This window comes from Nocardiopsis coralli, from assembly GCF_014892575.1.
GTDB lineage: Bacteria > Actinomycetota > Actinomycetes > Streptosporangiales > Streptosporangiaceae > Nocardiopsis > Nocardiopsis coralli.
The window spans coordinates 22,454-45,417 of the sequence record NZ_JADBGI010000034.1; the positions used below are offsets into that span (position 1 = coordinate 22,454).

19 protein-coding genes are annotated in these 22,964 nt (G+C 73.0%); 10 read left to right on the plus strand and 9 right to left on the minus strand.

Annotated features, from left to right (window positions below):
- Positions 1-208 precede the first annotated feature (208 nt).
- Together cas6e and IDM40_RS25900 are read left to right on the plus strand one after the other, a co-directional pair.
- A complete protein-coding gene (gene cas6e / locus IDM40_RS25895; protein ID WP_193124696.1) occupies positions 209-925 on the plus strand; it encodes a type I-E CRISPR-associated protein Cas6/Cse3/CasE in 717 nt (238 codons plus the stop codon).
- Between the two features lie 36 nt (positions 926-961).
- On the plus strand, positions 962-1,429 hold the full coding sequence (locus IDM40_RS25900) for a PPOX class F420-dependent oxidoreductase (protein WP_193124697.1): 468 nt from the start codon (positions 962-964) through the stop codon (positions 1,427-1,429).
- A gap of 12 nt (positions 1,430-1,441) precedes the next feature.
- Here the strand turns inward: IDM40_RS25900 and IDM40_RS25905 are convergent, their stop codons facing one another.
- From IDM40_RS25905 to IDM40_RS25940, 8 genes are all read right to left on the minus strand, one after another.
- Complete coding sequence (locus IDM40_RS25905; protein ID WP_193124698.1) at positions 1,442-1,753, minus strand: DUF6506 family protein; 312 nt, start codon at positions 1,751-1,753, stop codon at positions 1,442-1,444.
- 320 nt (positions 1,754-2,073) lie between these two features.
- Positions 2,074-5,046: a fumarate reductase/succinate dehydrogenase flavoprotein subunit gene (locus tag IDM40_RS25910; RefSeq protein ID WP_193124699.1), complete on the minus strand. Its 2,973-nt coding sequence runs from the start codon at positions 5,044-5,046 to the stop codon at positions 2,074-2,076.
- A 30-nt stretch (positions 5,047-5,076) separates the two neighbouring features.
- Positions 5,077-5,304, minus strand: coding sequence for a 4Fe-4S dicluster domain-containing protein (locus IDM40_RS25915; protein ID WP_193124700.1), 228 nt, complete (start codon positions 5,302-5,304; stop codon positions 5,077-5,079).
- Positions 5,305-5,310: 6 nt separating this feature from the next.
- On the minus strand, positions 5,311-6,108 hold the full coding sequence (locus IDM40_RS25920) for a GntR family transcriptional regulator (RefSeq protein WP_193124701.1): 798 nt from the start codon (positions 6,106-6,108) through the stop codon (positions 5,311-5,313).
- Positions 6,109-6,412: 304 nt separating this feature from the next.
- Entirely contained in the window at positions 6,413-7,864 is a 1,452-nt protein-coding gene (locus IDM40_RS25925) for a pyridoxal phosphate-dependent decarboxylase family protein (RefSeq protein WP_193124702.1), read from the minus strand.
- A complete protein-coding gene (locus IDM40_RS25930) occupies positions 7,854-9,203 on the minus strand; it encodes an MFS transporter (RefSeq protein ID WP_193124703.1) in 1,350 nt (449 codons plus the stop codon). Before IDM40_RS25930 ends, IDM40_RS25925 begins: the two co-directional genes overlap by 11 nt.
- A gap of 175 nt (positions 9,204-9,378) precedes the next feature.
- On the minus strand, positions 9,379-10,704 hold the full coding sequence (locus IDM40_RS25935; RefSeq protein ID WP_193124704.1) for an MFS transporter: 1,326 nt from the start codon (positions 10,702-10,704) through the stop codon (positions 9,379-9,381).
- Positions 10,705-10,896: 192 nt separating this feature from the next.
- Complete coding sequence (locus IDM40_RS25940; protein WP_216631334.1) at positions 10,897-12,159, minus strand: FAD-dependent oxidoreductase; 1,263 nt, start codon at positions 12,157-12,159, stop codon at positions 10,897-10,899.
- Positions 12,160-12,289: 130 nt separating this feature from the next.
- On the opposite strand from IDM40_RS25940, the gene IDM40_RS25945 reads away from it, so the two are divergent.
- From IDM40_RS25945 to IDM40_RS25960, 4 genes are all read left to right on the plus strand, one after another.
- Positions 12,290-13,078 carry an IclR family transcriptional regulator gene (locus IDM40_RS25945; RefSeq protein WP_193124706.1) on the plus strand — a complete coding sequence of 263 codons (789 nt, stop codon included), beginning with the start codon at positions 12,290-12,292 and terminating at the stop codon, positions 13,076-13,078.
- A gap of 182 nt (positions 13,079-13,260) precedes the next feature.
- A complete protein-coding gene (locus IDM40_RS25950; RefSeq protein ID WP_193124707.1) occupies positions 13,261-14,415 on the plus strand; it encodes a cupin domain-containing protein in 1,155 nt (384 codons plus the stop codon).
- A complete protein-coding gene (locus tag IDM40_RS25955) occupies positions 14,412-15,236 on the plus strand; it encodes a fumarylacetoacetate hydrolase family protein (protein ID WP_193124708.1) in 825 nt (274 codons plus the stop codon). Before IDM40_RS25950 ends, IDM40_RS25955 begins: the two co-directional genes overlap by 4 nt.
- Positions 15,237-15,238: 2 nt before the next feature.
- Complete coding sequence (locus IDM40_RS25960) at positions 15,239-15,976, plus strand: maleylpyruvate isomerase family mycothiol-dependent enzyme (RefSeq protein ID WP_193124709.1); 738 nt, start codon at positions 15,239-15,241, stop codon at positions 15,974-15,976.
- Positions 15,977-16,061: 85 nt separating this feature from the next.
- On the opposite strand, the gene IDM40_RS25965 is transcribed toward IDM40_RS25960, so the two are convergent.
- On the minus strand, positions 16,062-17,297 hold the full coding sequence (locus IDM40_RS25965; protein WP_193124710.1) for a PucR family transcriptional regulator: 1,236 nt from the start codon (positions 17,295-17,297) through the stop codon (positions 16,062-16,064).
- Positions 17,298-17,414: 117 nt separating this feature from the next.
- Here IDM40_RS25965 and IDM40_RS25970 point away from each other — a divergent pair, with 117 nt between their 5' ends.
- The 4 genes from IDM40_RS25970 (at position 17,415) to IDM40_RS25985 (ending at position 22,957) form a co-directional block, all read left to right on the plus strand.
- A complete protein-coding gene (locus IDM40_RS25970; RefSeq protein ID WP_193124711.1) occupies positions 17,415-18,947 on the plus strand; it encodes a flavin-containing monooxygenase in 1,533 nt (510 codons plus the stop codon).
- 136 nt (positions 18,948-19,083) lie between these two features.
- Positions 19,084-20,406, plus strand: coding sequence for a M48 family metalloprotease (locus tag IDM40_RS25975; RefSeq protein ID WP_193124712.1), 1,323 nt, complete (start codon positions 19,084-19,086; stop codon positions 20,404-20,406).
- 5 nt (positions 20,407-20,411) lie between these two features.
- Complete coding sequence (locus tag IDM40_RS25980; protein WP_193124713.1) at positions 20,412-21,806, plus strand: type IV secretory system conjugative DNA transfer family protein; 1,395 nt, start codon at positions 20,412-20,414, stop codon at positions 21,804-21,806.
- The gene (locus IDM40_RS25985; RefSeq protein WP_193124714.1) at positions 21,803-22,957 is read left to right on the plus strand and encodes a hypothetical protein; all 1,155 of its coding nucleotides are present in this window, start codon (positions 21,803-21,805) and stop codon (positions 22,955-22,957) included. The genes IDM40_RS25980 and IDM40_RS25985 overlap by 4 nt, the downstream gene beginning before the upstream one ends.
- Positions 22,958-22,964: the final 7 nt, after the last annotated feature.

A 22,964-nucleotide genomic window follows, 5' to 3' on the forward strand; every position in this document is an offset into this window, starting at 1 on the left:
CCAACGGCTTTCGTGGCGGTTCGGTCAAGTCCGTGTACGGATCGGGTGCTTTGTTCTTGGTCCGGTGCGTCGCTGACGTGGGGCGCGGATGCCGGGGCGGCGGGATGGCCGGAACCGGACCGGACGGATGTGCCCCGGACGGCCCGGGCACGGCGCGGGGGCGGTTGGATGGGTGCTTCGGCCCCCTCGCTGCATCGAAAGGTCGCAGATGTACCTGACCCGTTTCCGCATCAACACCCACCGGTCCTCCGCGCGGAAACTCCTGTCGTCCCCCCAGGTCGTACACGCCGCCGTCATGGGATCGTTCCCCCGCGCCCTGCCGGACGCCGCCGACGGGCCGCGCGTGCTGTGGCGCCTGGACCGCGCCGACCGCGCGCAGGTCCACCTCTACGTCGTCTCACCCGACCGGCCCGACCTGACCCACCTGGTGGAACAGGCCGGGTGGCCGCACGCCGACGGGCCCGGGTGGGACACCCACGAGTACGGCGGGTTCCTGGACCGCCTGGCGCCCGGGCAACGGTGGGCCTTCCGGCTGACCGCCAACCCCACGCACAGCATCCGGCGCAAGGACGGCGAACCCACCAAGGTCACCGCGCACGTCACGGCGCACCACCAGGCCCGGTGGCTGCTGCAGCGCCAGGAACGGCTCGGGTTCGAGGTCGAGCGTTCCGGGGACGTGCCGGAAGAGGGCTCGCAGGGGCCGCCCGAGGGGTACGAGCTCCTGGTGCACGGAAGCGGCGCGGCGGGCTTCGACAAACCCGACCGGCGGCGCGGCGGACGGACCCGGGTCTCGCTCGTGCGGGCGACCTTCGACGGGCAGCTGACCGTCACCGACCCCGACGCGCTCCGGGCGGCACTGCGCGGCGGTATCGGACGCGCCAAGGCCTACGGGTGCGGGCTGATGACCCTGGCGCCGGTACGCTGAGCCGCACTTGACGCCCGACCGGGGGGAGCCCGCCGCATGAGCCCGTCCATCGCCACCAACACGCGCGTCGACCGCGAGGGACTGCTGGAGTTCCTGCGGGCCAGGAACAAGGCGCTGCTCATCACCCGGCGCCGCGACGGGGAACCCCAGGCCTCGCCCGTGACCTGCGGCGTCGACCCCGAGGGGCGGATCGTCGTGTCCACCTACCCCGAGCGCGCCAAGGCCCGCAACGCCGGGCGCGACGAGCGGGCGAGCGTCGTGGTGATGTCGGAGGACTTCGACGGCCCCTGGGTGCAGGTCGACGGTGTCGCCGAGGTCGTCGACGGTGAGGACGCCGTCGAGCCGCTGGTGGAGTACTTCCGCGCCGTCGCCGGCGAGCACCCCGACTGGGACGAGTACCGCGAGGCGATGCGCCGCCAGGGCAAGGCCCTCGTCCGTGTCACCCCGCAGCGGTGGGGACCCGTCGCCACGGGCGGGTTCCCCGCCGACCGCGCCCCGCAGTAGTCCGGGGCGTGCTCAGCCGGCCCGGGCGGCGTCACCGAAGGCGGTCGCCGCCCGGACCGAGTCCGAGGTGAAGACCATGTGCCCCACGGCCGCCTCGGCGGGAACCGCGGCGCGCACCGACGCCGCCGCCTCCAGCGAGAAGCCTCCGCACAGCTCCACGAGGGTCGCCCCCTCGCGTACCAGATCGGCGGCGATCCCAGGTGCGAGGGCAGGGTCGGCCACGGGGACGAGCATCGTGCGCTGCCCCTCCCGGTCGATCACGGTACGGTCGGCCACCGAGTCGGTTCCGCCGTGCAGGAACAGGTAGGCCCAGGTCACGCTCATGGCATGCTCCCCATGTCGAGTAGGTGCCCCGACGCCAGGAGCTCGACCTCGGTCGAGGTCAAGCCTCACCCTGGCCGGCAGCGGGGCGGCCTGTTGCAGTGCAGCGCAGCCCAGCGGCGGTCCGGGGGGTGCCCGACGGAGCGAGCCCGGGCGGGCAACAGCCCCTGGCCGCGGTCGAGGGCGTAACGCTCCCGTCGGGGCCGGTGCCCCTCCGGCGCGACGCGCGACCCCGTGGTGGTGCGGGAGGGCCTGACCCCTCGAACCTCGACCCCGGCCGGGGCCGGGACCCTGCGCGTGCCGTCCCCGGTAGGGCCCGTCGCTCAGACGGGGACGGGGTGATCGAGGGCGTGGCGGGCGTGCGCGCGCACGTCGGCGTCAGGGTCGTCGACCACCGTGCGCAGCACCGCGGCGGCCTCGGGACGGCCCGACCACGGGGCCAGCGACAGCACCGCCGCCTTGCGCACGTCCTGGTGCACGTCGCCCGCGGCGCGTTCCAGCAGGGGCACCGCCTCCTCCGGGGAAGCGCCGACCAACCCTCGCGCCGCGCCCTTGCGCACCTGCCAGGCCGAGTCCGACAGCGCCTCCCCCGCCGCGCGCACGTCCTCGGGACCCTGGTCGTAGGAGGCGAACGCGGCCAGCGCCGCCGCCCGCACCAGGGGATCGGGGTCGACGCGCAGTGCACGGAGTGCTCGCAGCGCCTGAGGTGCCTGTGACACGTGCGTCGCTCGGGACGAGCGTGGCGCTGCGTGGCCAGTCGCACCTGGGTCTGCAGGTGTCGTACTCGCTGAGGCCGCGCCTGATGCGGCCGTGCCTGCCGGGTCGAAGCCCGTGGTGTCCGTGCCGGGAGCGCCCCGGTCTGCCGAGGCCTTCGGGGCGGTCCCCGCCGTGGCCGGCCCGGCAGAGCCCCCGTCCGCCGTGGTCAGGCCTACTGGGCCGGCGCCCACTCGAGGCGTGCCCGTCGTGGCCGTTCCCGCGGCGATGGTGCCCAGCCCTTCGGCCACCGCCACGCGCACCTCGCGCGAGCGGTCCCCGGCGGCCGGGGCCAGGTGGTCCGTGCGGTCCAGCGAGACCAGACCGCGCACCGCCTCGATCCGCACCCGCGGGTCCGCATCGTGCAACGCCTCGGTGAAGACCTCCGCCGGGCCCGCGCGCAGCGCCCGCAGCAGATCCAGGGTTCCGGCACGCACCACCGCGTCGGGTGATTCCACGTGCGCGCGCAACCCCCGCCCCAGCTCCGGATCCAGGACCTCCACGAGCTCGCGCAACGCCGCAACCGCGGCACGGCGCGGGCGCGGGTCGGCGTCGGTCAGCACCTCTGCCAGCGCCTCGCCCGTGCCCGGCGGAACCGACTCGGTCAGCACCGACACCGCCGTCGTGCGCACCGTCGGGTCCGGATCGTGCAGGTAGGGCCCCAGCTCGGCGACGGACGGCAGGTCCTCCGCCTGTGCCAACAGCTCCACCACCCGGGGCGGGGCCTCGCGCTCGGGCCGCTCGTCCGGTGCGGCCGGTGGGGGCGCGGGTTCTCGCGGGACGGGTGCCCTGGCCTCGTCCGGCTCCACCGGCACCGGACCGCCCGCGGGCAGCCGGGCCTCGAACTCGGGCACCGGAACCAGGTACGGCGCCACCGGCCGCTTGACGAAGGCCATCTCCCCGTCGCCGTCCCGGTACAGGTTCAGGTGGTACAGCCACTGTTCGTCGTCGCGTTCGGGCAGGTCGGTGCGTTCGTGGTACAGCCCCCACCGGCTCTCGGTCCGGGTGAGCGAGGCCCGCGCGGCCATCTCGGCGCAGTCCCGGATGAAGGAGACCTCCGCCGCCCGCATCAACTCGTGCGGGGTACCCGCGCCCATCGCGGCGAGGTCGTCCCGCATCCGTTCGAAGTGCTCCAACGCGATCCGCAACCGGGACCCGGTCTTGGGCGGGGCCACGTAGTCGTTGACGAACCGCCGCAGCTTGTACTCCACCTGCGGCTGCGGCGGGCCGTCCGGGTTGCGCAGCGGTCGGTAGATGAGCTCGTGCGCCGCCCGCACCTGTTCCTCCGGCAGTGCCTCCGGGGCCGGGACGTGCGGTGCCGACCCCGCCGCGTGCGCCCCCGCCAGGTCACCGAAGACGAACGCGCCGAGCATGTAGTTGTGCGGCACACACGCCAGGTCCCCGGCCGCGTACAGGCCCGGAACGCTCGTGGCGCCGTTGTCGTCCACCCACACCCCCGACGCCGAGTGCCCACCGCACAGCCCGATCTCCGACACGTGCATCTCGACGTCGTGCGTGCGGTAGTCGTGCCCGCGCCCGGCGTGGAAGGTCCCGCGCGTGGGCCGTTCCGTGGTGTGCAGGATCCCCTCCAGCGCACCGATGGTCTCCTCCGGCAGGTGGCTCACCTTGAGGTAGACCGGTCCGCGCTCCGAGGCGGTCTCGCGCGCCACCTCCGCGATCATCTGGCCCGACCAGTAGTCGGAGTCCACGAACCGCTCGCCCCGGCCGTTGACCTGGTACCCGCCGAAGGGGTTGGCGACGTAGGCGCAGGCCGGGCCGTTGTAGTCCTTGATGAGCGGGTTGATCTGGAAACATTCGATCCCGCTGAGCTCGGCCCCGGCGTGGTAGGCCATCGCGTACCCGTCGCCGGCGTTGGTGGGGTTCTCGTAGGTCCCGTACAGGTACCCGCTGGCCGGCAGCCCCAGACGCCCGCACGCGCCGGTGGCCAGCACGACCGCCTTGGCGCCCACGGTCACGAAGTCCCCGGAACGGGTGTCGAACGCGGCCGCACCCACGGCCCGGCCGCCCTCGGTCAGCACCCGCACCGGCATGAAACGGTTCTCGATGCGCACACGCTCGCGCACCTCACGTCGGCGCAGCTGCCGGTACAGGACCTTCTTGACGTCCTTGCCCTCGGGCATCGGGAGCACGTAACTCCCGGAACGGTGCACACGCCGCACGTCGTACTCGCCGTACTCGTCCTTCTCGAACTTGACGCCGTACCGTTCGAGCCGCTGCACCATCGCGAACCCGCGGGTGGCGGTCTGGTGCACGGTGCGCTGGTCGACCACCCCGTCGTTGGCGCGGGTGATCTCGGCGACGTAGTCCTCCGGGTCGGCCTTGCCGGGGACGACGGCGTTGTTGACCCCGTCCATGCCCATGGCCAGGGCCCCGGAGTGGCGGACGTGCGCTTTCTCCAGCAGCAGCACGGAGGCGCCCTTCTCCGCCGCGGTCAGGGCGGCCATGGTTCCGGCGGTCCCGCCGCCGACGACGAGGACGTCGCAGTCCAGGCGGTGGGCGTCGGACGGGTCGGGGGCGATCATGGACCCTCCTTCGGTCGTGGGGCTGCCCGGTCAGCGCAGCAGGTACGGCATGTTCACGGTCACGGCGCCGGTGGGGCAGCGGGCCGCGCACGGGCCGCAGTACCAGCACTCGTCGACGTGCATGTAGGCCTTGTTGGTCTCGGGGTGGATCGACAGGGAGTCCAGGGGGCACATCTCGACGCACAGGGTGCAGCCGTCGATGCACAGGGACTCGTCGATGGTCACGGGGACGTCGGCGCGCTGGTGGACCGAGGCCATGGGGGTTCACCTCCGGGTGTCGGTGGGGTGGTGGATCGGGGGGACGGGGCCGTCGAGGCGGCCGCTCATGGTGATGCGGTCGCCGCGCAACCGGATGTACTCCAGGTCCACGGGGCGGCCGCCGTCGAGCCGGGTGAGGCGTTCCATCAGCAGGAGCGCCGCACCGGGCGGGGTGTGCAGGACCGACGCCGAGTGCGGGTCGGCGTTGACCGCTTCCAGGGACACCTCGGCCGGACCGAGGCGGTGCCCGCAGACCCCGGCGATGAGGGCGAAGACGTCGTTGTGCTCCAGGTCCTGTTCGAGCAGGGGCAGGCCGACGTCGGGCGCCAGGTAGGTGAGGTCGAGGGAGACCGGACGGCCGCCGAGGAGGCGCAGGCGTTCGATGTGGACCACGGGCGCGCCCTCGGTGAGCCCCAGGCGCCGGGCCACACCCGGGGGAGCGGCGGTCTCCTGGGCCAGGCGGACCGCGTTGTGCACCGGGCCGTGCGTGTGGAGGGTCTCGTTCAGGCCGCTCAGGCGGTCGAGGCCGTGATCGTACTTGCGGCCGCTGACCAGGGTTCCCAGGCGCGGGACACGTTCGACCAGCCCCTCGTCGCGAAGGAGCGCCAGCGCCTCCCGCACGGTGTTGCGGGAGGCGGCGAACTCCGACCCCAGGGCAGGCTCCCCAGGTAGCGCGCCGGTGGTGAAGCGCCCGTCGTGGATCTGTCGGCGCAGCACGTCGGCGACGGCGCGTGCCCGGTCGGCGCGGCGCCGACCGGGCACGCGGTGGTGTTGCCCGGGGGCCTCGGGTGTTGGGGCGCCCATCGTTTCCTTCCCACGATCTTTTCGGTCCCGTCGGCCTGTGCGGTCTCTCCGGTGACCTGCGGCGACGCTAAACCTACTTCGGAGGTGGGAATAATGGAATAACGGTGGGATCACGCCACCCGGGTCGTGCTTCGCGTCCGCGGTGAGCAGGCCCGACCCCCGTGCGCACCGGCAAAACGCCACGGGGGAGAACTTGGTCGGAACCGGAGGGTCACCGGGGGCGGTCGCGTGTTACCGATGGAGGGGACCGAGCCGCGCGGCCCGCCTGTGTCACCCCTCGGGGGCGGGAGGGCCGCGCGCCTCCTCAACCCCCGGCGCCGGTGTGCGGCGAGTTCAGGGCCGCCAGGAACCGCACGAGCAGGGCCTCACGGGTCGGCGGGTCCAGTGCGTCCAGGACCGCGTTGACCGCCGCCATGCCCGAACCGCCCGAGCCACCCTCGCCGCCCGCTCCGCCCACACCGAGCGAGGACAGCAGCCCGGCGAAGCCGGCATCGTCCAGCTCGGCCAGGTCCAGCCCCCGCACCAGCTCCACCAGCTCGGTGACGCCGTCCGGGCGCACGCCGCGCACCTCCTCCACCGACGCCGACAACGCCTCCAACAGGTCCTCGACCCCGTGCGCCGACACCCCCGTCAGGGTCAGGTGCAGGTTCGCGGGGATCCCGGCGTAGGACAACTGCGGCTGCAGGAACCACCCGCGCGCCGCCATGGCCTCCGACAGCGCGAACACGTCCACGCCCTCGCCCGCCAGCGCGACCAGCGGCGCGTCCGGGCCGCCACCCAGCACCCGCAGCTCCGGCAGGTCCGCGATCCCGGCGATCAGCCGCCGCGTCGCCGTCATCGCCTCCCGCGCCAGCTCCCGGTACCCCGACGCACCCAGCGCCTGGAGTGTGGCCCACGCCCCCGCCAACGGTCCCGCGCCCTTGCTGCTCTGCACCGTGGAGTTGACGACCGTGTACCCGGGCCAGTCGGCGCTCGCGAAGTAGGCGGCCCGGCGCAGTTCCTGGCGCGCGAAGAGCACCACCGAGGCCCCCTTCGGCGCGTACCCGTACTTGTGCAGGTCACAGGAGAGCGAGGTGACCCCGGGCACCGACAGGTCGAAGGGCGCAACGCGCCCCGGTTCCAGCCACGGCAGCACCCATCCACCCACACAAGCGTCCACGTGGCACGCGACCCCGTGCTCGGCGGCCAGCGCGGCGATCCCGGCGACCGGGTCGAGCACCCCGTGCGGGTAGGAGGGCGCCGAGGCCACCACCAGCAGGGTGCGCGGCCCCAGCGCCGCCGCCACCGCCTCCGTGCGCGCCCGCAAGGTGTTCGGGTCCACGGGCACACCCACCGTGCGCAGGCCCAGGTAGTGGGCGGCCTTGTGGAACGCCGGGTGTGCGGTGACCGGCACCACGACCTCGTCCTGTGCGGCCGAGTCCCGGGTGTCGCGGGCGGCCTTGAGCGCGAGCACGATCGACTCCGTGCCGCCGCTGGTGAAGATGCCCGGGGTCGCCGCGTCCCCGCCGAGCACCTCGGCGACGGCGGACACCACCTGCCGCTCCAGCTCGACCGTGCTCGGGAAGACCGTCGGGTCCAGCCCGTTGACCTCCAGCATCTCCAGGTACGCGCGGTGGGCGACCTCGCGCACGTGCGGGCGGCCCGGGTCGTAGACGTAGGCGGCGACGCGGCCACCGCGCACCGGCAGGTCGCCCTCGCGCAGCCGGCCGAGTTCGCCGAGCAGGTCCTCACCGGACCGTCCGTGTTCAGGCAGCATGGGTCTCCTCCTCGGGGGCGGCGGGCCGGGACTCGCGGAACCGGCGCCGGAAGGCCAACAGGGGCGGCAGGCTCACCAGGAACAGCACCGCGGGAAGCACCGTGAAACCCGCGGTCAGCCCGGTGATCGCGGTGTCGGGCTGGACGACCTCCTGCGTCACGTCCGAGGCGCGGAAGGCCGTCACCGTCAGGGCCACGGAGTACAGCCCGGGACCGAGCGCCATCGCCCCGGTCTCCACGGCCGTCCACACCCCGGTGAAGGTTCCGGCCTGCGCCTGGCCGCTGCGGGCGGCGTCCTCGCGCACGGTCTCGGGCAGCAACGTCAGCGGCAACAGCTGCAGAGCGGTGTAGAAGACGCCGACCAGTCCGGCCACGGCCAGCACCGGACCGACCGCCTCGGTGGCGATCGCCGGGTACAGCAGCACCGCGGTCACGATCATCGATGCCAGCGCCACGAGGTAACAGCGCACGGTGCCGAACCGCCGCGCCAGGGCGGCCCACACGGGTACCGCCACCAGGCTCGGCCCGACCAGGCACACGAACATCACCGAGGTCAGCGAGTAGTCGCCGAGACGGTAGGTGGCCACGTACGGGGCCCCGGCCAGCATCACCGCGACGGCCAGGGACTGCAGCGAGAAGGTCGCGCACAGGGCGAAGAAGGCCCGGTTCCCGCGGGCGGCCCGGAAGGCGGCGACCGGGCCGAGCGGGCGCGGGCCGGGACGGCTGGGGATCCACCGCGATGTGACCGTGGCCGTGGTCATGGCCAGCAACAGCACCAGCCCCATCGCCAGCCCCATCGCCAGGTGGCCGGGACGGCCGCCGCCGGCCGCCTCCACCACCGCCGGGGCCAGGCCGCCGGCGGCGAGGATGCCCAGGGTCAGGCACACGACCCGCCACGACATGGCCCGGGCCCGCTGGTCGCGCCGCGGCGAGATCTCCGCGGGCAGGGCCACGTAGGGGACCTGGAACAGGGAGAACGCGGTGGTGGCCAGCACGAACGCCGCGGCCACCCAGAGCGCGGAGCCGGTCGCGTCCATCGGCGGTGCGGAGAAGACCGCGGCGAACAGGAGGGGCAGGGTGAGCGCACCGGTGATCATGAGCCGGAACCGGCGCCCGGTGCGCACCGCCTCGCGGTCGCTGACCGCCCCGATGAGCGGGCTGGCGAGCATGTCCCACAGTTTCGGCAGGACGATGACGAACCCGGCCAGGCCCGCGGCCACGCCGAGCACGTCGGTGAGGTAGTAGAGGAGCAACAGGCCGGGGAGCGCGCTGAACACGCCGGTCCCGACCGAACCGACGCCGTAGCCGGCCAGTCTCCGGCGGGGCAGCGGGGCGGTCACGGCCGGTTCCCGGGGACGGGGGCAGGGGGTGAGGGCGGTGCGGGCGCTGCCTTGACAGCGGTCCGCCCGTTGTACAGGGGGGTCATCGCAGGAACACTACAGCTGTCGTGCAGACCCCATCAACGGTCCGGACCGCCGGACGGGCCCGCCCCGGTGGGTGTGGGGCGGGCCCGGCTCAGGCCGCGTGCTCGGGCACCCGCGCGGGGGAGGGGCGCCGTACCGTGAGCAGGATCAGGCCGGCCAGGAGCGCGGCCGCCAGCACCGCCGACGCCGCGAAGACCATGTACACCGCGGCCACACCCAGCACGGTTCCGAGCAGGAGCCCGCCGACCTGGGGCGCCAGGACCGCGCCGAACCGGCCCACCCCCAGCGACCAGCCCAGGGCCGTGCCCCGCACGTCGCGCGGGTAGGAGTTGTTGACCGCGCCGATGACCAGGCACTGCGCCCCGTGCGTGCCCACACCGGCCAGCACCAGCAGCAGGTAGACCAGCGCGGTGGGCGCCTGGCCGCTGATCATCGCGAGCAGCCCGACCCCGGCGGCCAGGGTCGCGCCGATCCCGCTCACCAGGGGACCGAAACGTGCCCCCGCGCCCGCGGTGACGACCGAACCGGCCACGGCGCCGAGGTTGAGGGCGATGGTGAAGGTCAGGGCCGAACCCAGGTCGTGCCCCTGCAGCTCCATGAGGCGTGGGAGCCAGGTGCCCAGCCCGTACCAGGTGAACAGGATCGCCAGGGTCGCGGCGGCGAAGAGCAACGAGGTCCACTTGTACGCGGGGCCGAAGATGCCGGCGCGGGTACCGCCACCTTGCGGGGCGCCGGTCGCGTCCGGGACGGCGGCGGACGTGCCCGGGGAGCCGGCGGAGCGCGGCTCCTCGTGCTCCCGGCCCCCGGTCGGCGTGGTCTCGGGCAGGAACTGCAGCGCCAGTGGGATCACCAGCAGCGACCACAGCGTCAGGAAGAACATCCAGCGCCACCCGAACTCGGGGATGACGACCGTGCCCAGCAGGGCCGCGGCGGTCCCGCCGACCGGCACACCCGACATCATGAGCGTGGCCATGGCCGGACGCCACCTCGCCGAGACCAGGTCACCGGTGAGCGCGTTCAGGCTCGGCAGCAGTCCGCCCAACCCGAGACCGGCCAGGAACCGCAGCACCCCGAACACCACCGCGCTGTCGGCCAGGCCGCACAGGGCGTTGAGCACGGTGAAGGCGATCGTGCACGCGATGATCGTGCGTTTGCGCCCGAGCAGGTCCCCCAGGCGCCCACCGAAGAAGGCGCCGAGCATCATGCCGACGAAGGCCACCGAACCGACCGTTCCGGCGGTGGCGTCGGTCAGGCCCCAGCCGGTCTCCTCGATGAGCGAGGTCTGCACCGTGCCGTACACGATGAGGTCGTAACCGTCGGAGACGACCAGCAGCCAGCACAGGACCACGGCCGTGACCGCCGCCCCGGGGCTCATCGTTCTGCGCGGGGGCGCCGGGGGTCGAGGGATGGATGTCATGGGCTCACACGCCTTTCAGGGCGAAGAATCCGAGTCGGTGCGATCGGCACAACGTAGGCGTGTGAGTCACGGCACAGGAAGACTTTTCTGTGCCGCAGAAGGCGCTTGTGACCAGGGCATTCATCTGCGTCTAACGGAAAAGCCCCCTCCGCACGCGATTCCGTGCGGAAGGGGCCCGGGCTCCGGCGGCCGTCAGGGGGCGGTCGCGGGGAAGGCCTCCGCCGCCTGCCCGTCGGCGGACACGCGCCCGTCGGCCGGCTGCTCGCCGTACAGCCAGTCGGTGTACTCCCAGATCCCGTGCCGGTCGGCCGAGCGGAACAGCATGTTGCGCACCGTGCGCTCCACCGGCCCCGTCAGGTGCCAGGCCTCGCCCCACGTACGCGCGGTGTTCTGCACCTTCGCCGTCTTCTCCCGGCGCAGCTCGGTGAAGCGCTCGAAGACCTCCGGCCACCGCGACGGGTCGCCGCCGGCGCCCAGCACCAGCTCCCCGGCCAGGTGCTCCAGCGTTCCGGCGTCCTCCAGGGCCTGGCACGCGCCCTGCGCCAGGTACTGCAGCATCGGGTGCGCGGCGTCCCCGACCAGGCAGATGCGGCCCTCGTGCCACCGGGAGATCGGAACCCGGTCGAACATCGGCCAGCGCATCGCGTCGTCCACGTTGTCCAGCGCGTCCCGCACCTTCGGCACACACTCCGTGTAGGCGGCGCGCAGTTCGTCGTCGCCGGTGTAGGTCAACTGTCCGGCCGCGAAGCTCTCCGAACGGTAGACCGCCACGGTGTTGAACAGCTCCCCCCCGCGCAGCGGGTACTGCACCAGGTGGCACTCGGGCCCCAGCCACACCACGACGGCGTCCATGTCCTTGCTGTGCGAGGCCCGCTCGGTCGGGATCGCACCCCGGTAGGCCACGTACTCCGAGGCCACCGGCTCGTCGTCGGAGAAAAGCTGCTTGCGCACGGACGACTTGATGCCGTCCGCGGCCACGATCGCGTCGGCGGTGAACTCGCGCCCGTCGGCGGCCACCGCCCGCGCCCCGCCGGGGGTGTTGTCGACCGACTCGATGCGCACGTCGTTGAACAGGCGCACACCCTCGGCCTCGGCGGTCTTCCACAGCAGCCGGTGCAGGTCGGCGCGGTGGGCGACGATGTAGGGCGCGCCGTAGCGTTCCCTGAACTCGCCGTTCACGTCCTGGTCGAGCAGGTCCTCGCCGGTGGTCGCGTCGCGGAAGACCACACGACCGGGCGCCACACCGGAGGCGATGGCCTGGTCGAGCAGGCCCCAGCGCTCGAGCAGACGGGTCGCGTTGGGGGACATCTGCAGGCCCGCGCCCGCCTCGGCGAACTCGGGCGCCTGCTCCAGCAGCTGGACGTCGGCGCCGAGCCGTCGAAGGACGAGCGCGGAGGCGAACCCTCCGATGCCGCCGCCGATGACGATCACGGATGTGGGGGCGGATGCTGACACTCGAAACTCCTCCGTGGTCCGGGAGCCCCGCGGGCTCGATGACTCCGTCGACGTTCCTGTGCCCTGAGCCACAAGCGCCAGTCTCTTCTGTCTGTCAGAAAAACCCGGGGGTCTGGTTATGCTGCTCGGCATGAAGGCACCACCGAAGGCGAGCCGCCCGCCCTACGAGATCCGCTCGGTCGGGTCCGCGCTCAGTCTGCTGCAGATGCTGCGCGACCAGGGCGCCGTGCGCATCTCCGACGCCGCAGCCCAACTGGAGGTGGCCCCCTCCACCGCCCACCGCATCATGCAGATGCTGGTCTACCGGGGTTTCGCCGTTCAGGACGACTCCCGCATGTACCGGCCGGGCCCGGGGCTGCTCGCCCCCGTCACCGACGACGTGCCGCACCGCCGTCTGCGCAGCGTGGCCCAGCCGATCCTCGAACTCCTGGCCCAGCGGGTGGGGGAGACCGCCAACCTGCAGGTCAGGGTCGGAACCACGGTGCGGTTCCTCAGTACCGTCGAGGCCACAAACGCCGTCGTGCAGGTCGGCGACCGGCGCGGCGCCGTGCTCGAGGCCTCCGCCGCCTCCGGCGGGCTGGCGCTGCTCTCCCTCATGGACGAGGCCGACCTGGCCCGGCTCTACTGCTCCAGCACCGCCCGGTCCCTGGGCGTGCACATGGAGGAGCAGCGCTTCGCCGGGTTCGTGCGCTCCCTCAAGTGGGTCCGCGACATGGGGTTGGCCGTCAACCGCGAACGCACCGAGAACGGCGTGATCGCCCTGGGCGCGGCCGTGCGCGCCCCCTCGGGCGAGGGCGCCGCCGCCGTGACGATCTCGGTCCCGCAGATGCGTGCCCACGTGGTCGACGACGTCCAGGTGCGCCGGGCCGTGCTCCAGGCCTGCGGCGACATCGAGGCCGGGCTCGCCGAGTCGCGCTGAACCCCGCCGGGCCGGCCCGCACCGGGCGGTTCCCGTCGGGCCGGTCACCCCTCCTGCCGATTTTTCTGGAGAGCAGAATCGTTTTGGGTCCGGCCACCCTCCCCGCCCTACGCTCCGGGTGATGCAGTTCATGTTGTCCCGATGAACTCAGCCCCACAGAGGCCGAGTGCGCAGGAGGAGCGATGGCCGACCGCAGTGCCGCCCCCGGAACCGGGGGACACGACGACCACGACCTGCCGCGGGGCGCCGGCGCGGCCACCCCGCCGCCGCCCACCCCGGAGGAACAGAAGCAGCTCGACCAGCTCTACGCCGACTTCGAGGCCGGCCACATGATCCCGCTGTGGACCGAGATCGGCGACCTCATGCCGCCCGAGCCGCGCCCGGCGGCCCAACCGCACCTGTGGCGGTGGAAGGACCTGCTGCCCCTGGCCGAACGCGCCGGCGACCTCGTCCCGGTGGGCCGCGGCGGCGAGCGGCGGGCCATCTCCCTGGCCAACCCCGGCCTGGGCGGGCGTCCGTACACCACACCCACCCTGTGGTGCGCCATCCAGTACCTGGGCGGGCACGAGGTCGCCCCCGAGCACCGCCACTCCCAGAACGCCTTCCGCTTCGTCGTCGAGGGCGAGGGTGTGTGGACGGTCGTCAACGGCGACCCGGTGCGCATGTCCCGCGGCGACTTCCTACTCACCCCGGGCTGGAACTTCCACGGGCACCACAACGAGACCGACCGGCCGATGGCCTGGATCGACGGCCTCGACATCCCGTTCGTGCACTACACCGACACCTCGTTCTTCGAGTTCGGCACCGACCGGGTCACCGACGACTCCACCCCCGACCTCTCCCGCAGCGAACGCCTGTGGGCCAACCCCGGCCTGCGCCCCCTGTCGGGCCTGCGCACCACCGTCTCCTCCCCGATCGGGGCCTACCGGTGGGAGCACACCGACCGCGCCCTGGCCGAACAGCTACGGATCGAGGACGAGGGCTACCCCGCCACCGTCGAGCAGGGCCACGCGGCCGTGCGCTACGTCAACCCCACCGACGGGGGCGACGTCATGCCCACCATCCGCGCCCAGTTCCACCGCCTGCGCCCCGGGACACAGACCCGCACGGTGCGCGAGGTCGGATCCAGCGTCTACCAGGTCTTCGAGGGCCGCGGCCACGCCCACGTCGGTGACCGCAGCTACGAGGTCGAGAAGGGCGACCTCTTCGTCGTCCCCTCCTGGGCACCCTTCACCCTCCAGGCCGAATCGCAGCTCGACCTGTTCCAGTTCGGCGACCACCCCGTCATCGAGAAGCTCAACTTCCAGCGCGTCCACGTCGAAGGAGAGACCGAATGAAGCTCGCAACCCTGCGCCAGAACGGCACCACCGTCGCCGCCCGTGAGTCCGGGGACAACTGGATCCCGATCCGCGGATACGCCGACCTCGGCGCGCTCCTGAAGGAGGAGAACTGGCGCGCCCTCGCCGAAGCGGCCGACGGCGACCCGGTGCCCGCCGCCGGCGCCGAGCTGGAGACGGTCGTCCCGGCCCCCGGCAAGGTCGTGTGCGTGGGACTCAACTACGCCTCCCACATCAAGGAGATGGGCCGCGACCTGCCCGCCCACCCCACCCTCTTCGCCAAGTACGCCGAGACCCTCACCGGCCCCAACGACCCGGTCACCGCCGTGGCCGAGGACCCGGAGCTGGACTGGGAGGGCGAGCTCGTCCTCGTGGTCGGTTCCGAGGCCTACCGCGTCACCGAGGAGGAGGCCGCCGACCGCATCGCCGGATACAGCATGGCCAACGACATCTCCATGCGCGGCTGGCAGTTCCGCACCAAGGAGTGGCTGCAGGGCAAGATGTGGGCGCGCTCCACACCGGTGGGCCCGGTCATGGTCACCCCGGACGAGTTCGACCACCGCAAGTCCGAGCTGCGCACCCGCGTCAACGGCGAGGTCATGCAGAAGCACTCCACCGGCGACCTGGTCTTCCCGCCCGAGCAGCTCGTCTCCTACATCTCCACGATGATCCCGCTCAAGCCCGGCGACATCGTGCTGACCGGTACCCCCGGCGGTGTCGGACGCGCCCGCGACCCGCAGGTCTACCTCAAGGCCGGCGACGTGGTCGAGGTGGAGATCGACGGGATCGGCCGCATGTCCTCCGACATCGTGGAGCCCTGAGCATGGTCGACAAGAGCGATCGCACCCGCGACCCGGTGCTGCTCGACCAACTCCTCACGGTCCGCCGCGGCACCGCGTTCTGGCACCGCGCGGTGGAGGCGCTCGACGACGCCTCCCTGGACGGGCCGACCCTGCTGGAGGGATGGACCCGGCGGCACCTGATCGCACACGTGGGGTACAACGCCCGCGCGATCGCCCGCCTGGTCCTGTGGGCCAACACCGACGAGGAACACCCGATGTACTCCTCGCCGGAGGACCGCAACCGGGAGATCGAGGAGGGCGCGACCATGCCGGCCCGCGCCCTGCGCCACCTCACCGACCACGCGGCGGTGTCGCTGGACGTGGAGTGGCGCGACACCCCCGAGGACCTGTGGTCCTACCAGGTCAGGACGGCGCAGGGCCGGACGGTGCCGCTGAGCGAGACGGTGTGGATGCGCACCCGCGAGGTGTGGCTGCACGCGGTCGACCTGGACAACGGGGCCCTGGTCTCCGACATCCCCGAGCACGTGCTGGAACGCCTGCTCGGCGACATCGTCGGCATGTGGGCCAAGCGCGGAACCGACCCGGGCCTGGCCATCCACGTGGAGGGCCGCGAGGACCTCGGCGTGCTCGGCTCCGGGGCCGACGACCCGGAGGCGACCGTGCGCGGCGACCTGCCCGCGGTGGTCTCCTGGGTCTCCGGCCGCGGCGGCGCGCGCCTCACGGAAGGGGCGGAGCACACCCCGCCTCGCTGGATCTGACCCGACCCGCAACGGCACACGGTGGGCGCGCAGGCACGGCCTTCGCGCCCACCGTCGCCGGAAGCCGGGTCCCGGGCGGCCCGGGTCAGGCTCCGGAGGGAGCGTCTCGCCAGCGCATCAGTTCCAGAGCCGCGGCCACGTGCACCACGTTCTCGGCCAGGGGCTGGGGCAGGAGTACGTCGGCCCTGGCCAGGCGGCGGATCACCGTGTTGCGGTGCGTGTAGAGCCGTTTGGCCGTCCGCGAGGTGTTGAACCGCTCCAGCACGTGGGCCAGGACCGTCTCGCGCAGCTCCGCCGGGGCGGTGCGCAGGTCCCCGAGGGTGTCGGCCAGGAACGCGTCGGCGTCGGCGGGGTCGCTGGTCAGCAGCGAGACCAGCCGTACCTCCTCGTACCGCGCGACCCGGCGAGGGCAGGACAGGCGGCTCATCGTCCGCTGCGCCGTGGCGGCCTCCAGATGGCTGCGCCGGAACCCGCCCACGCCGGTGCCGGGCCTGCCCAGCGCCACGAGCACGTCCGGGTACGGGGCCACCGCCCGCTCCAGGGCACCGGTGTGCGGGGCCCGCTCCAGCGGCATCCACACCCACAGCGCGGACGTGCTGGCCACGACCATCAATCGGTACGGGGCGCCGCTCCGGGCCACGACCGCCTCGGCCACCGCGGTGAGGCGGGCCGTGTCCCCGCCCGTGCCGTTCCACAGCACCAGAGCCACGTGCGGGCCGGTGAGCTTGTACCCGAGCTTGCGCTCGGCCCGCGAGGGGGACAGGGGCGCTCCCTCCAGGATGAGTCCGACCGCCTCCCGCCGTTCCGCGTTGCTGCCGTGCGTCAATTCGTCGCGCTCGGCCTCCACGAGCGCGGAGACGGCCGCGACGGTGTCGTCGACGAACGCCGAGATCGACAGCGCCGAAGCCTCGAGGAGCTCGCGCAGCTCGTCCGGGTCCGAGGTCAGGGAGAAGCAGATCTCCATCCACCGCCGCCACGCCACGCTCTGCCCGATGCGGTAGGTGTCCAGTGCGTGCTCGTCCAGGCCTCGGCGCACCAGGTCACGTGCGATCTCCAGGCTCTCGGGCCCCGTGTTGGGAGCGACCCTGCGGCCCGGGCGCTGGAAGTTGGCCGACGCCCAGTGCAGCAGGACCGCCAGGTTGGAGCGCCGCAGCGCGTCGGCCAGCGCCGGGTCGTCGGCGACCTGTGACATGCGGCCCCGGCCGAGCACCGCGGTGTTGAGCTCGTCGATCCACTCCTCGTGCGGGGTGAGCGCGATCTCTGCCCCGCGCCGGAAGAGCTCCCGGCCCCGGGGCGAGAGGTCGGGCCAACGCTGTTCCATGGGGACATTGTGCACCGGAGCGAGCTGCAGACAGGTGCGGGGTGCATCTTTCCCGTGCGGGCCGGGGGCGGGACGGTGAAGGGGTACCGTCGTCACCCCCAGGGACCAGGAGCGCCCATGAACCCGACCGCCTCGCCCACCGAACACCTCGACGTGCTCGTCGTCGGGGCCGGCATCTCCGGGATCGGGGCCGCCCGATACCTGAAGACCCGCCACCCCCGGCGCAGCTTCGCGATCCTCGAGGCCCGCGCTGCCTCGGGCGGCACGTGGGACCTGTTCCGGTACCCGGGGATCCGCTCCGACTCCGACCTGTACACCTTCGGCTACGACTTCCGGCCCTGGCGCGAACGCGAGTCCATCGCCACCGCACCGCGCATCCTGAAGTACCTGCGCGAGACCGCCACCGAGAGCGGCCTGGACCCCCACATCCGTTACCGGCACCGCGTCGTGGCCGCCGACTGGTCCTCCGAGCAGGCGCGCTGGCAGGTCGAGGTCGAGCGCACCGACACCGGGGAGCGCCTGCACATGAGCGCGAACTGGATCTTCTGCGCGAGCGGTTACTACCGGTACGACCAGGGCCACACCCCCGAGTTCGAGGGGCGCGAGCGTTTCGGGGGCCGCATCGTCCACCCCCAGCACTGGCCCGAGGACCTCGACCACACGGGCAAGCGGGTGGTCGTCATCGGCAGCGGCGCCACCGCCTTCACCCTCGTGCCGGCCATGAGCGAGCAGGCCGAGCACGTGACCATGCTCCAGCGCACGCCCACCTACGTCGTCCCGGTCCCCCGCGAGGACGGCCTGGCGGCGCTCTTCACCCGGCTCCTCGGGCCGGACCGGGGCTCGGCCCTGACACGGCGCAAGAACATCCTCCAACAGCGCGCGATCTGGGAGCTGTGCCGGCGCTTCCCCCGCTGGGCGCGCAAGGCCATCCGTGCGGTCAACGCCCGGCAGCTGCCGACCGGCTACCCGGTCGACCAGCACTTCAACCCGCCCTACGACCCCTGGGACCAGCGCCTGTGCCTGGTGCCCGACGGCGACTTCTTCCGGGAGATCCGCCGGGGCCGGGCCTCGGTGGCCACCGACCGCATCGCGGCCTTCGTCGAGCACGGGGTGCGGCTGGAGTCGGGCCGTGAGCTGCCCGCCGACATCATCGTCACCGCCACCGGGCTGACCCTGCAGATCGCCGGCGGCATCGAGCTCAGCGTCGACGGAGCACCGGTCTCCTACTCGGACACCGTCGTCCACCGCGGCAAGATGCTCAGCGGCGTGCCCAACTTCTCCCTGGCCGTCGGCTACACCAACGCGTCGTGGACCCTCAAGATCGGCCTGCTGTGCGACTACTGGTGCCGGCTGTTGTCCCACATGGACGCGCGCGGCCACGACACCGTCGTCCCGGCCGCACCGGAGGGCATGGACACCCGTCCTCTGCTGGACTTCGACGCCGGGTACGTCAAACGGGCGCTCGACCGCCTGCCGCGCCAGGGGGCGCAGGACCCGTGGCTGATGTCCAGGGGTTACCACGAGGACCGCAAACTCCTGGGAGGGAAGGTCGAGGACCCGCACCTGCGCTTCTCCGGGCCGGCCGACCGTGCAGCGCCCGGGACCGGCACCGCGGAACCGGGAACCCGAAAGCTCTCCAGAGAACGGTGACAGCCCGAGCGGGGCGGGGAACGCTTGCGGTGTCGGCGGCCCCCACCGCCGACCCGGGGACGTCCCCCCACCCCCGGGCCCTCGCCGAACGCCCCCTGCTCCCGGTGTCCCCCCGTTCCGCCGACGAGAGCGCCACATGTACTGCGACCAGTGCGGATCCCGCCTGTCCCAGGCCTCCTCCCGGTGCCCGAACTGCGACAGCGCGCCCCCGCTCCCGCCGAGCGCGCACTTCCGGTCGCGGCCGGGCGGGGACGGCGCGGACGACGCTCGCGGGAAGAAGCCCGAACCCCGCTTCGACCCGGCCGCGCCGCCCACCCAGAGGTCCCGGCGGTGGGGCCCGTCCCTGCTCCTGGAGAACCCCTGGGCCAACCTCGCCGCCCTGGCCACCGCGTGGCTCAACCTGCCGCTGGTCGTGCTCTTCAGCGCCATCGGCGCCATCTTCGGGGCCGTCGCGGGCCTGTTCTCGGGTGGGCTCGCCGGACCCGGTGTCCTGAGCCGCCTCGACCTCGTGCTCGACCTGTTCGTCCCGCTGCCGGTGGACGTGGAGGAACTCCTACCGACCGCCTCGGTCCTGATCGGCGGCACGATCGGGGCGATCATCGGTGCGGTCAACGGGGCGCTGAACCTCGCATACACGGGGCTGGTCGCTCCCTGGACGCTGCTGTGGCAGCTGAACCCCGTCTGGCCGATCGCGCTCCTGGCCGGACAGGTCGTGTGCGCCCTCGCGCTCGCGATCGGATACGTGTTCTACACCCGCTACACCGAGCGCAGCGCCCTCTACCTCGCGGGTGCCCGCCGCCCCAGCCGGCGGGAGGCCGAACTCTTCCTGCCCATGGTCGCCACCATCTCCGCCCGCATGGGCCTGCGCTCCCCGCCGCCCCTGCTCATCGACGACAGCCGGGCGCCCAAGGCGTACGCGGCCATCCAGCACATCGTCATCACCCGCGGGATGCTCGAGGTCCTGGGTTACGAACGCTCCATGGTCTCGGGGGTCCTCGCCCACGAGATCGCGCACATCAAACACGGGGACGCCGTCGCGGGCACCTGGACGAAGGCGATCGCCCTGCCCGCCTTCCTCGTCTTCGAGATCGCCTACCGCCTCCGGGCGCGCAGCGGACTCTTCTTCGCCCTCTTCGCGCTCTTCGCCTGGAGCGTGCTGGTGTGCGTGCGGCTCGTGGTCATGCCGCTCAACGCCTCCCGGTCCCGCAGGGCGGAGGAACGCGCCGACCGCGAGGCCGCGCGCGCCGGGTACGGCACGGGGCTCTACAACGCCCTGGCCACCCTCGGTACCGGCTTCGACGGAGCCCGCACCGGGTGGGACCGCACGGTACTGGCCTCGCACCCGCCCTTCGAGCTGCGCCTGGAGGCCCTCGAGGAGCCCGGCGGCCTGTACCCCCTGCCCAACTCCCACGCCGCCTCGGTCCGCCGCGACCCCGACACCCGCCTGTACAAGGACTGACGCCCATGAGCCCCGCCCGCTCCATGCCCGACCGGCTCACCCCGCGCGAACGTGTGTACCTGGGTGTGGACCCCAACGACAGCCACAAACGTGTGTGGTCGGCGCACACGGACTCGGTGTGCGCGGTCGGCCCGCCCGGGTACGGCCGCACCTCGGGCGTGGTCGTGCCCACCCTGCTGCACTGGTCCGGTCCCGTGGTCTCGGTGGCCACCGGCGGCGAGGCCCTGCGGTTCTGCGGCGCGCACCGGGCCCGGATCGCCGGACCCGAGGGCGGCGTGCACGTCTACGACCCCTTCGGCGCGGAGGCCTTCGGCACCCTCCGCTGGTCACCGCTGTCGGGCTGCCAGGACCCCACCGAGTGCCACCGGCGGGTGCGCACCCTGACCACCGCCGTGCACGGGACCGCCGACGGGGGACGGCGCCGCACCGACGCGGCGCAGCTCCTGCGGCCCCTGTTCCACGCCGCCGCGCTGGCCGGGGAGGACCTGGCCCAGGTCCGGCGGTGGCTCGCCGCCCAGGACTGCGGCCTGCCCACCCGGATCCTGCGCAACAGCAGCAGCGCCCGCGAGTGGGCCGACGACCTCGCCGCCGTCGACGGTCTCGGGGAGCTGGAACGCGGCGCCTGTTACGCAGCGGCCCGCACCTGCCTCGACGGGGTCGCCGACCCCCGGGTGCTCGACGTGTGCTCGGCTACCGACCTGGACGTGGACGAGCTCCTGGCCACCCGCTCCACCCTGTTCGTGGTCTCACCCGGCGGCCATCCCGAGGAGACCGCGCTCGTGGTCGCGCTCGTCGACACCATCGTGCGCCGCGCCGAGCAGATCGCGGTGCGCCAGGGAGGGCGGTTGCGGGCCCCGCTCCTGCTCGCCCTGGACGACGTGGCCGACTCCGTCCCGCTTCCGGACCTGGGCGGGCTGCTCGGAGGGGGAGCCGAACGCGGCCTCGTCACCCTGTGGGGCGCACGGTCCCTCGCGCAGATGCGTACCCGCTACGGATCCGAGGAACAGGCCGCCCTGCTGACCGCCACCAACGCCAAACTGGTCTTCGGCGGGATGTCCAACGACTTCGACCTGCGCAACATCTCGTCCTGGAGCGGGGAGTTCCGCGAAATGCAGATCACCACCTACGGGGGTGTGACCGGCTCCTTCGCCCCTCGCAGACCGGGGTCCGCCGCGCAGGCCGGGGCCGACGACGACGGGGTCACCGCCTACGCGCTCAGCCCCGTCTACCGTCCGATGCTCCCGGTCGAGGCGATCCAGCAGCTGCCGCCCCGCAACGCCTGGCTGTGGTGGCACTCCGACCCGCCGATCCACGTCGAGACCCCGCCGGCAGAGTCGGTGGAGGACTACCGGGCTCTGAGCGGCCACCACCCGCGTACCCCGAGGGGGCGGAGCGCATGAGCCGGCTGTGCCCGGGGTGCGGAGCCCCCGCCACCCGCGACGAGTCCAAGTACTGCGCCTCCTGCGGCGACCTGCTGCCCCCGGTTCGGCAGCGCTGGTGGAAGCGGCCCCGCAACCTGGCGATCGCCGCGGGTGTGGTGGCGGTCCTGGCGGTGGCCTCGTTGCTCCGGGCGGTCATGGCCCCCTCCCCGGAGGAGCCGGTCGAGGAGCTCGTGGCCGCGATGCAGGACCGCGACCTCGAACGGGTCCTGGCGCTCATCGAGCACGACGTCCATGAGGACCGGAAGGCCTTCTGGGGCATGGACCCGCGGTCGGCCCAGGGCCTCTTCGCCGAGGGGGCGCTCGACGAGGGCTACGACCTTCCCGACCTGTCCGTGGGTGATGCGGCCGAGGCCCGTTCGGGGATCGTGCGGGCCGAGGCCGACGTGCCGCCGCCCGAGGACCGGTGGGTCCCCGTCTCCGCGGAGGGTTCCTGGAGCGGCGGTGCCTTCACCCGGCGCGAGACCGACGGCTGGGTCCGGGAGTGGGGCCTGAGACCGGGGGAGGGGGAAGCGCTCGCTCTGGGCCAGTTCCGGCTCCCGCACACACCCGAGGGCCCGATCACCATCGCCGGCATGGACTACGAGGTCTCGGACAACCCCGTGATGCGTACGTTCGCGCCCTTCAGCAGGGAGACCGCCCCGGTCGGGGTGTACACGGTGACCTACGACCACCCGCACTTCGAGACCGGGACCGAGACCCTGGAGGTGGCGCCCGGCGAGACCGTCATCCTGGGTCTGGAGGTCGGCGACGTCCGGGAGGAGATGGTCGACGAAGGACACCAGAAGGTCGAGGAGTATCTCGACGAGTGCGAGGAGGACGAGGACCTGCGCCCGATCGGCTGCCCCTTCGGCCACGACCCCGGCCACTTCTTCCCGCCCCAGGGAGGCGCGGACTGGGAGATCCTCACCCGGCCCGAGATCGGCATCACCACCGGAGACGTCGAACCCGGCAGCCACGTCCCGTCCATCGCCGTCGAGACGACCGAGCCGGGGACCGCGGAGGTCACCTTCAACCTGCGGGACCAGCCCGAGCAGACCCACAGCGTGGATTTCGAGGTGGGAGGGACGATCGGCACCAACGACGCGGGGGAGACCGTCTTCCGCTCGTGACGACCTC

Excerpts from the sequence above, each read along its gene's own strand:
- IDM40_RS25950 (WP_193124707.1), top strand. The coding sequence starts at position 13,261 with ATGGCCGACCGCAGTGCCGCCCCCGGAACCGGGGGACACGACGACCAC.
- IDM40_RS25960 (WP_193124709.1), top strand. The coding sequence starts at position 15,239 with ATGGTCGACAAGAGCGATCGCACCCGCGACCCGGTGCTGCTCGACCAA.
- IDM40_RS25980 (WP_193124713.1), top strand. The coding sequence starts at position 20,412 with ATGAGCCCCGCCCGCTCCATGCCCGACCGGCTCACCCCGCGCGAACGT.
- IDM40_RS25965 (WP_193124710.1), bottom strand. The coding sequence starts at position 17,297 with ATGGAACAGCGTTGGCCCGACCTCTCGCCCCGGGGCCGGGAGCTCTTC.
- IDM40_RS25935 (WP_193124704.1), bottom strand. The coding sequence starts at position 10,704 with ATGACATCCATCCCTCGACCCCCGGCGCCCCCGCGCAGAACGATGAGC.
- IDM40_RS25905 (WP_193124698.1), bottom strand. The coding sequence starts at position 1,753 with ATGAGCGTGACCTGGGCCTACCTGTTCCTGCACGGCGGAACCGACTCG.
- IDM40_RS25955 (WP_193124708.1), top strand. The coding sequence starts at position 14,412 with ATGAAGCTCGCAACCCTGCGCCAGAACGGCACCACCGTCGCCGCCCGT.
- IDM40_RS25970 (WP_193124711.1), top strand. The coding sequence starts at position 17,415 with ATGAACCCGACCGCCTCGCCCACCGAACACCTCGACGTGCTCGTCGTC.
- IDM40_RS25945 (WP_193124706.1), top strand. The coding sequence starts at position 12,290 with ATGAAGGCACCACCGAAGGCGAGCCGCCCGCCCTACGAGATCCGCTCG.
- cas6e (WP_193124696.1), top strand. The coding sequence starts at position 209 with ATGTACCTGACCCGTTTCCGCATCAACACCCACCGGTCCTCCGCGCGG.
- IDM40_RS25975 (WP_193124712.1), top strand. The coding sequence starts at position 19,084 with ATGTACTGCGACCAGTGCGGATCCCGCCTGTCCCAGGCCTCCTCCCGG.
- IDM40_RS25920 (WP_193124701.1), bottom strand. The coding sequence starts at position 6,108 with ATGGGCGCCCCAACACCCGAGGCCCCCGGGCAACACCACCGCGTGCCC.
- IDM40_RS25900 (WP_193124697.1), top strand. The coding sequence starts at position 962 with ATGAGCCCGTCCATCGCCACCAACACGCGCGTCGACCGCGAGGGACTG.
- IDM40_RS25910 (WP_193124699.1), bottom strand. The coding sequence starts at position 5,046 with ATGATCGCCCCCGACCCGTCCGACGCCCACCGCCTGGACTGCGACGTC.
- IDM40_RS25925 (WP_193124702.1), bottom strand. The coding sequence starts at position 7,864 with ATGCTGCCTGAACACGGACGGTCCGGTGAGGACCTGCTCGGCGAACTC.
- IDM40_RS25915 (WP_193124700.1), bottom strand. The coding sequence starts at position 5,304 with ATGGCCTCGGTCCACCAGCGCGCCGACGTCCCCGTGACCATCGACGAG.
- IDM40_RS25985 (WP_193124714.1), top strand. The coding sequence starts at position 21,803 with ATGAGCCGGCTGTGCCCGGGGTGCGGAGCCCCCGCCACCCGCGACGAG.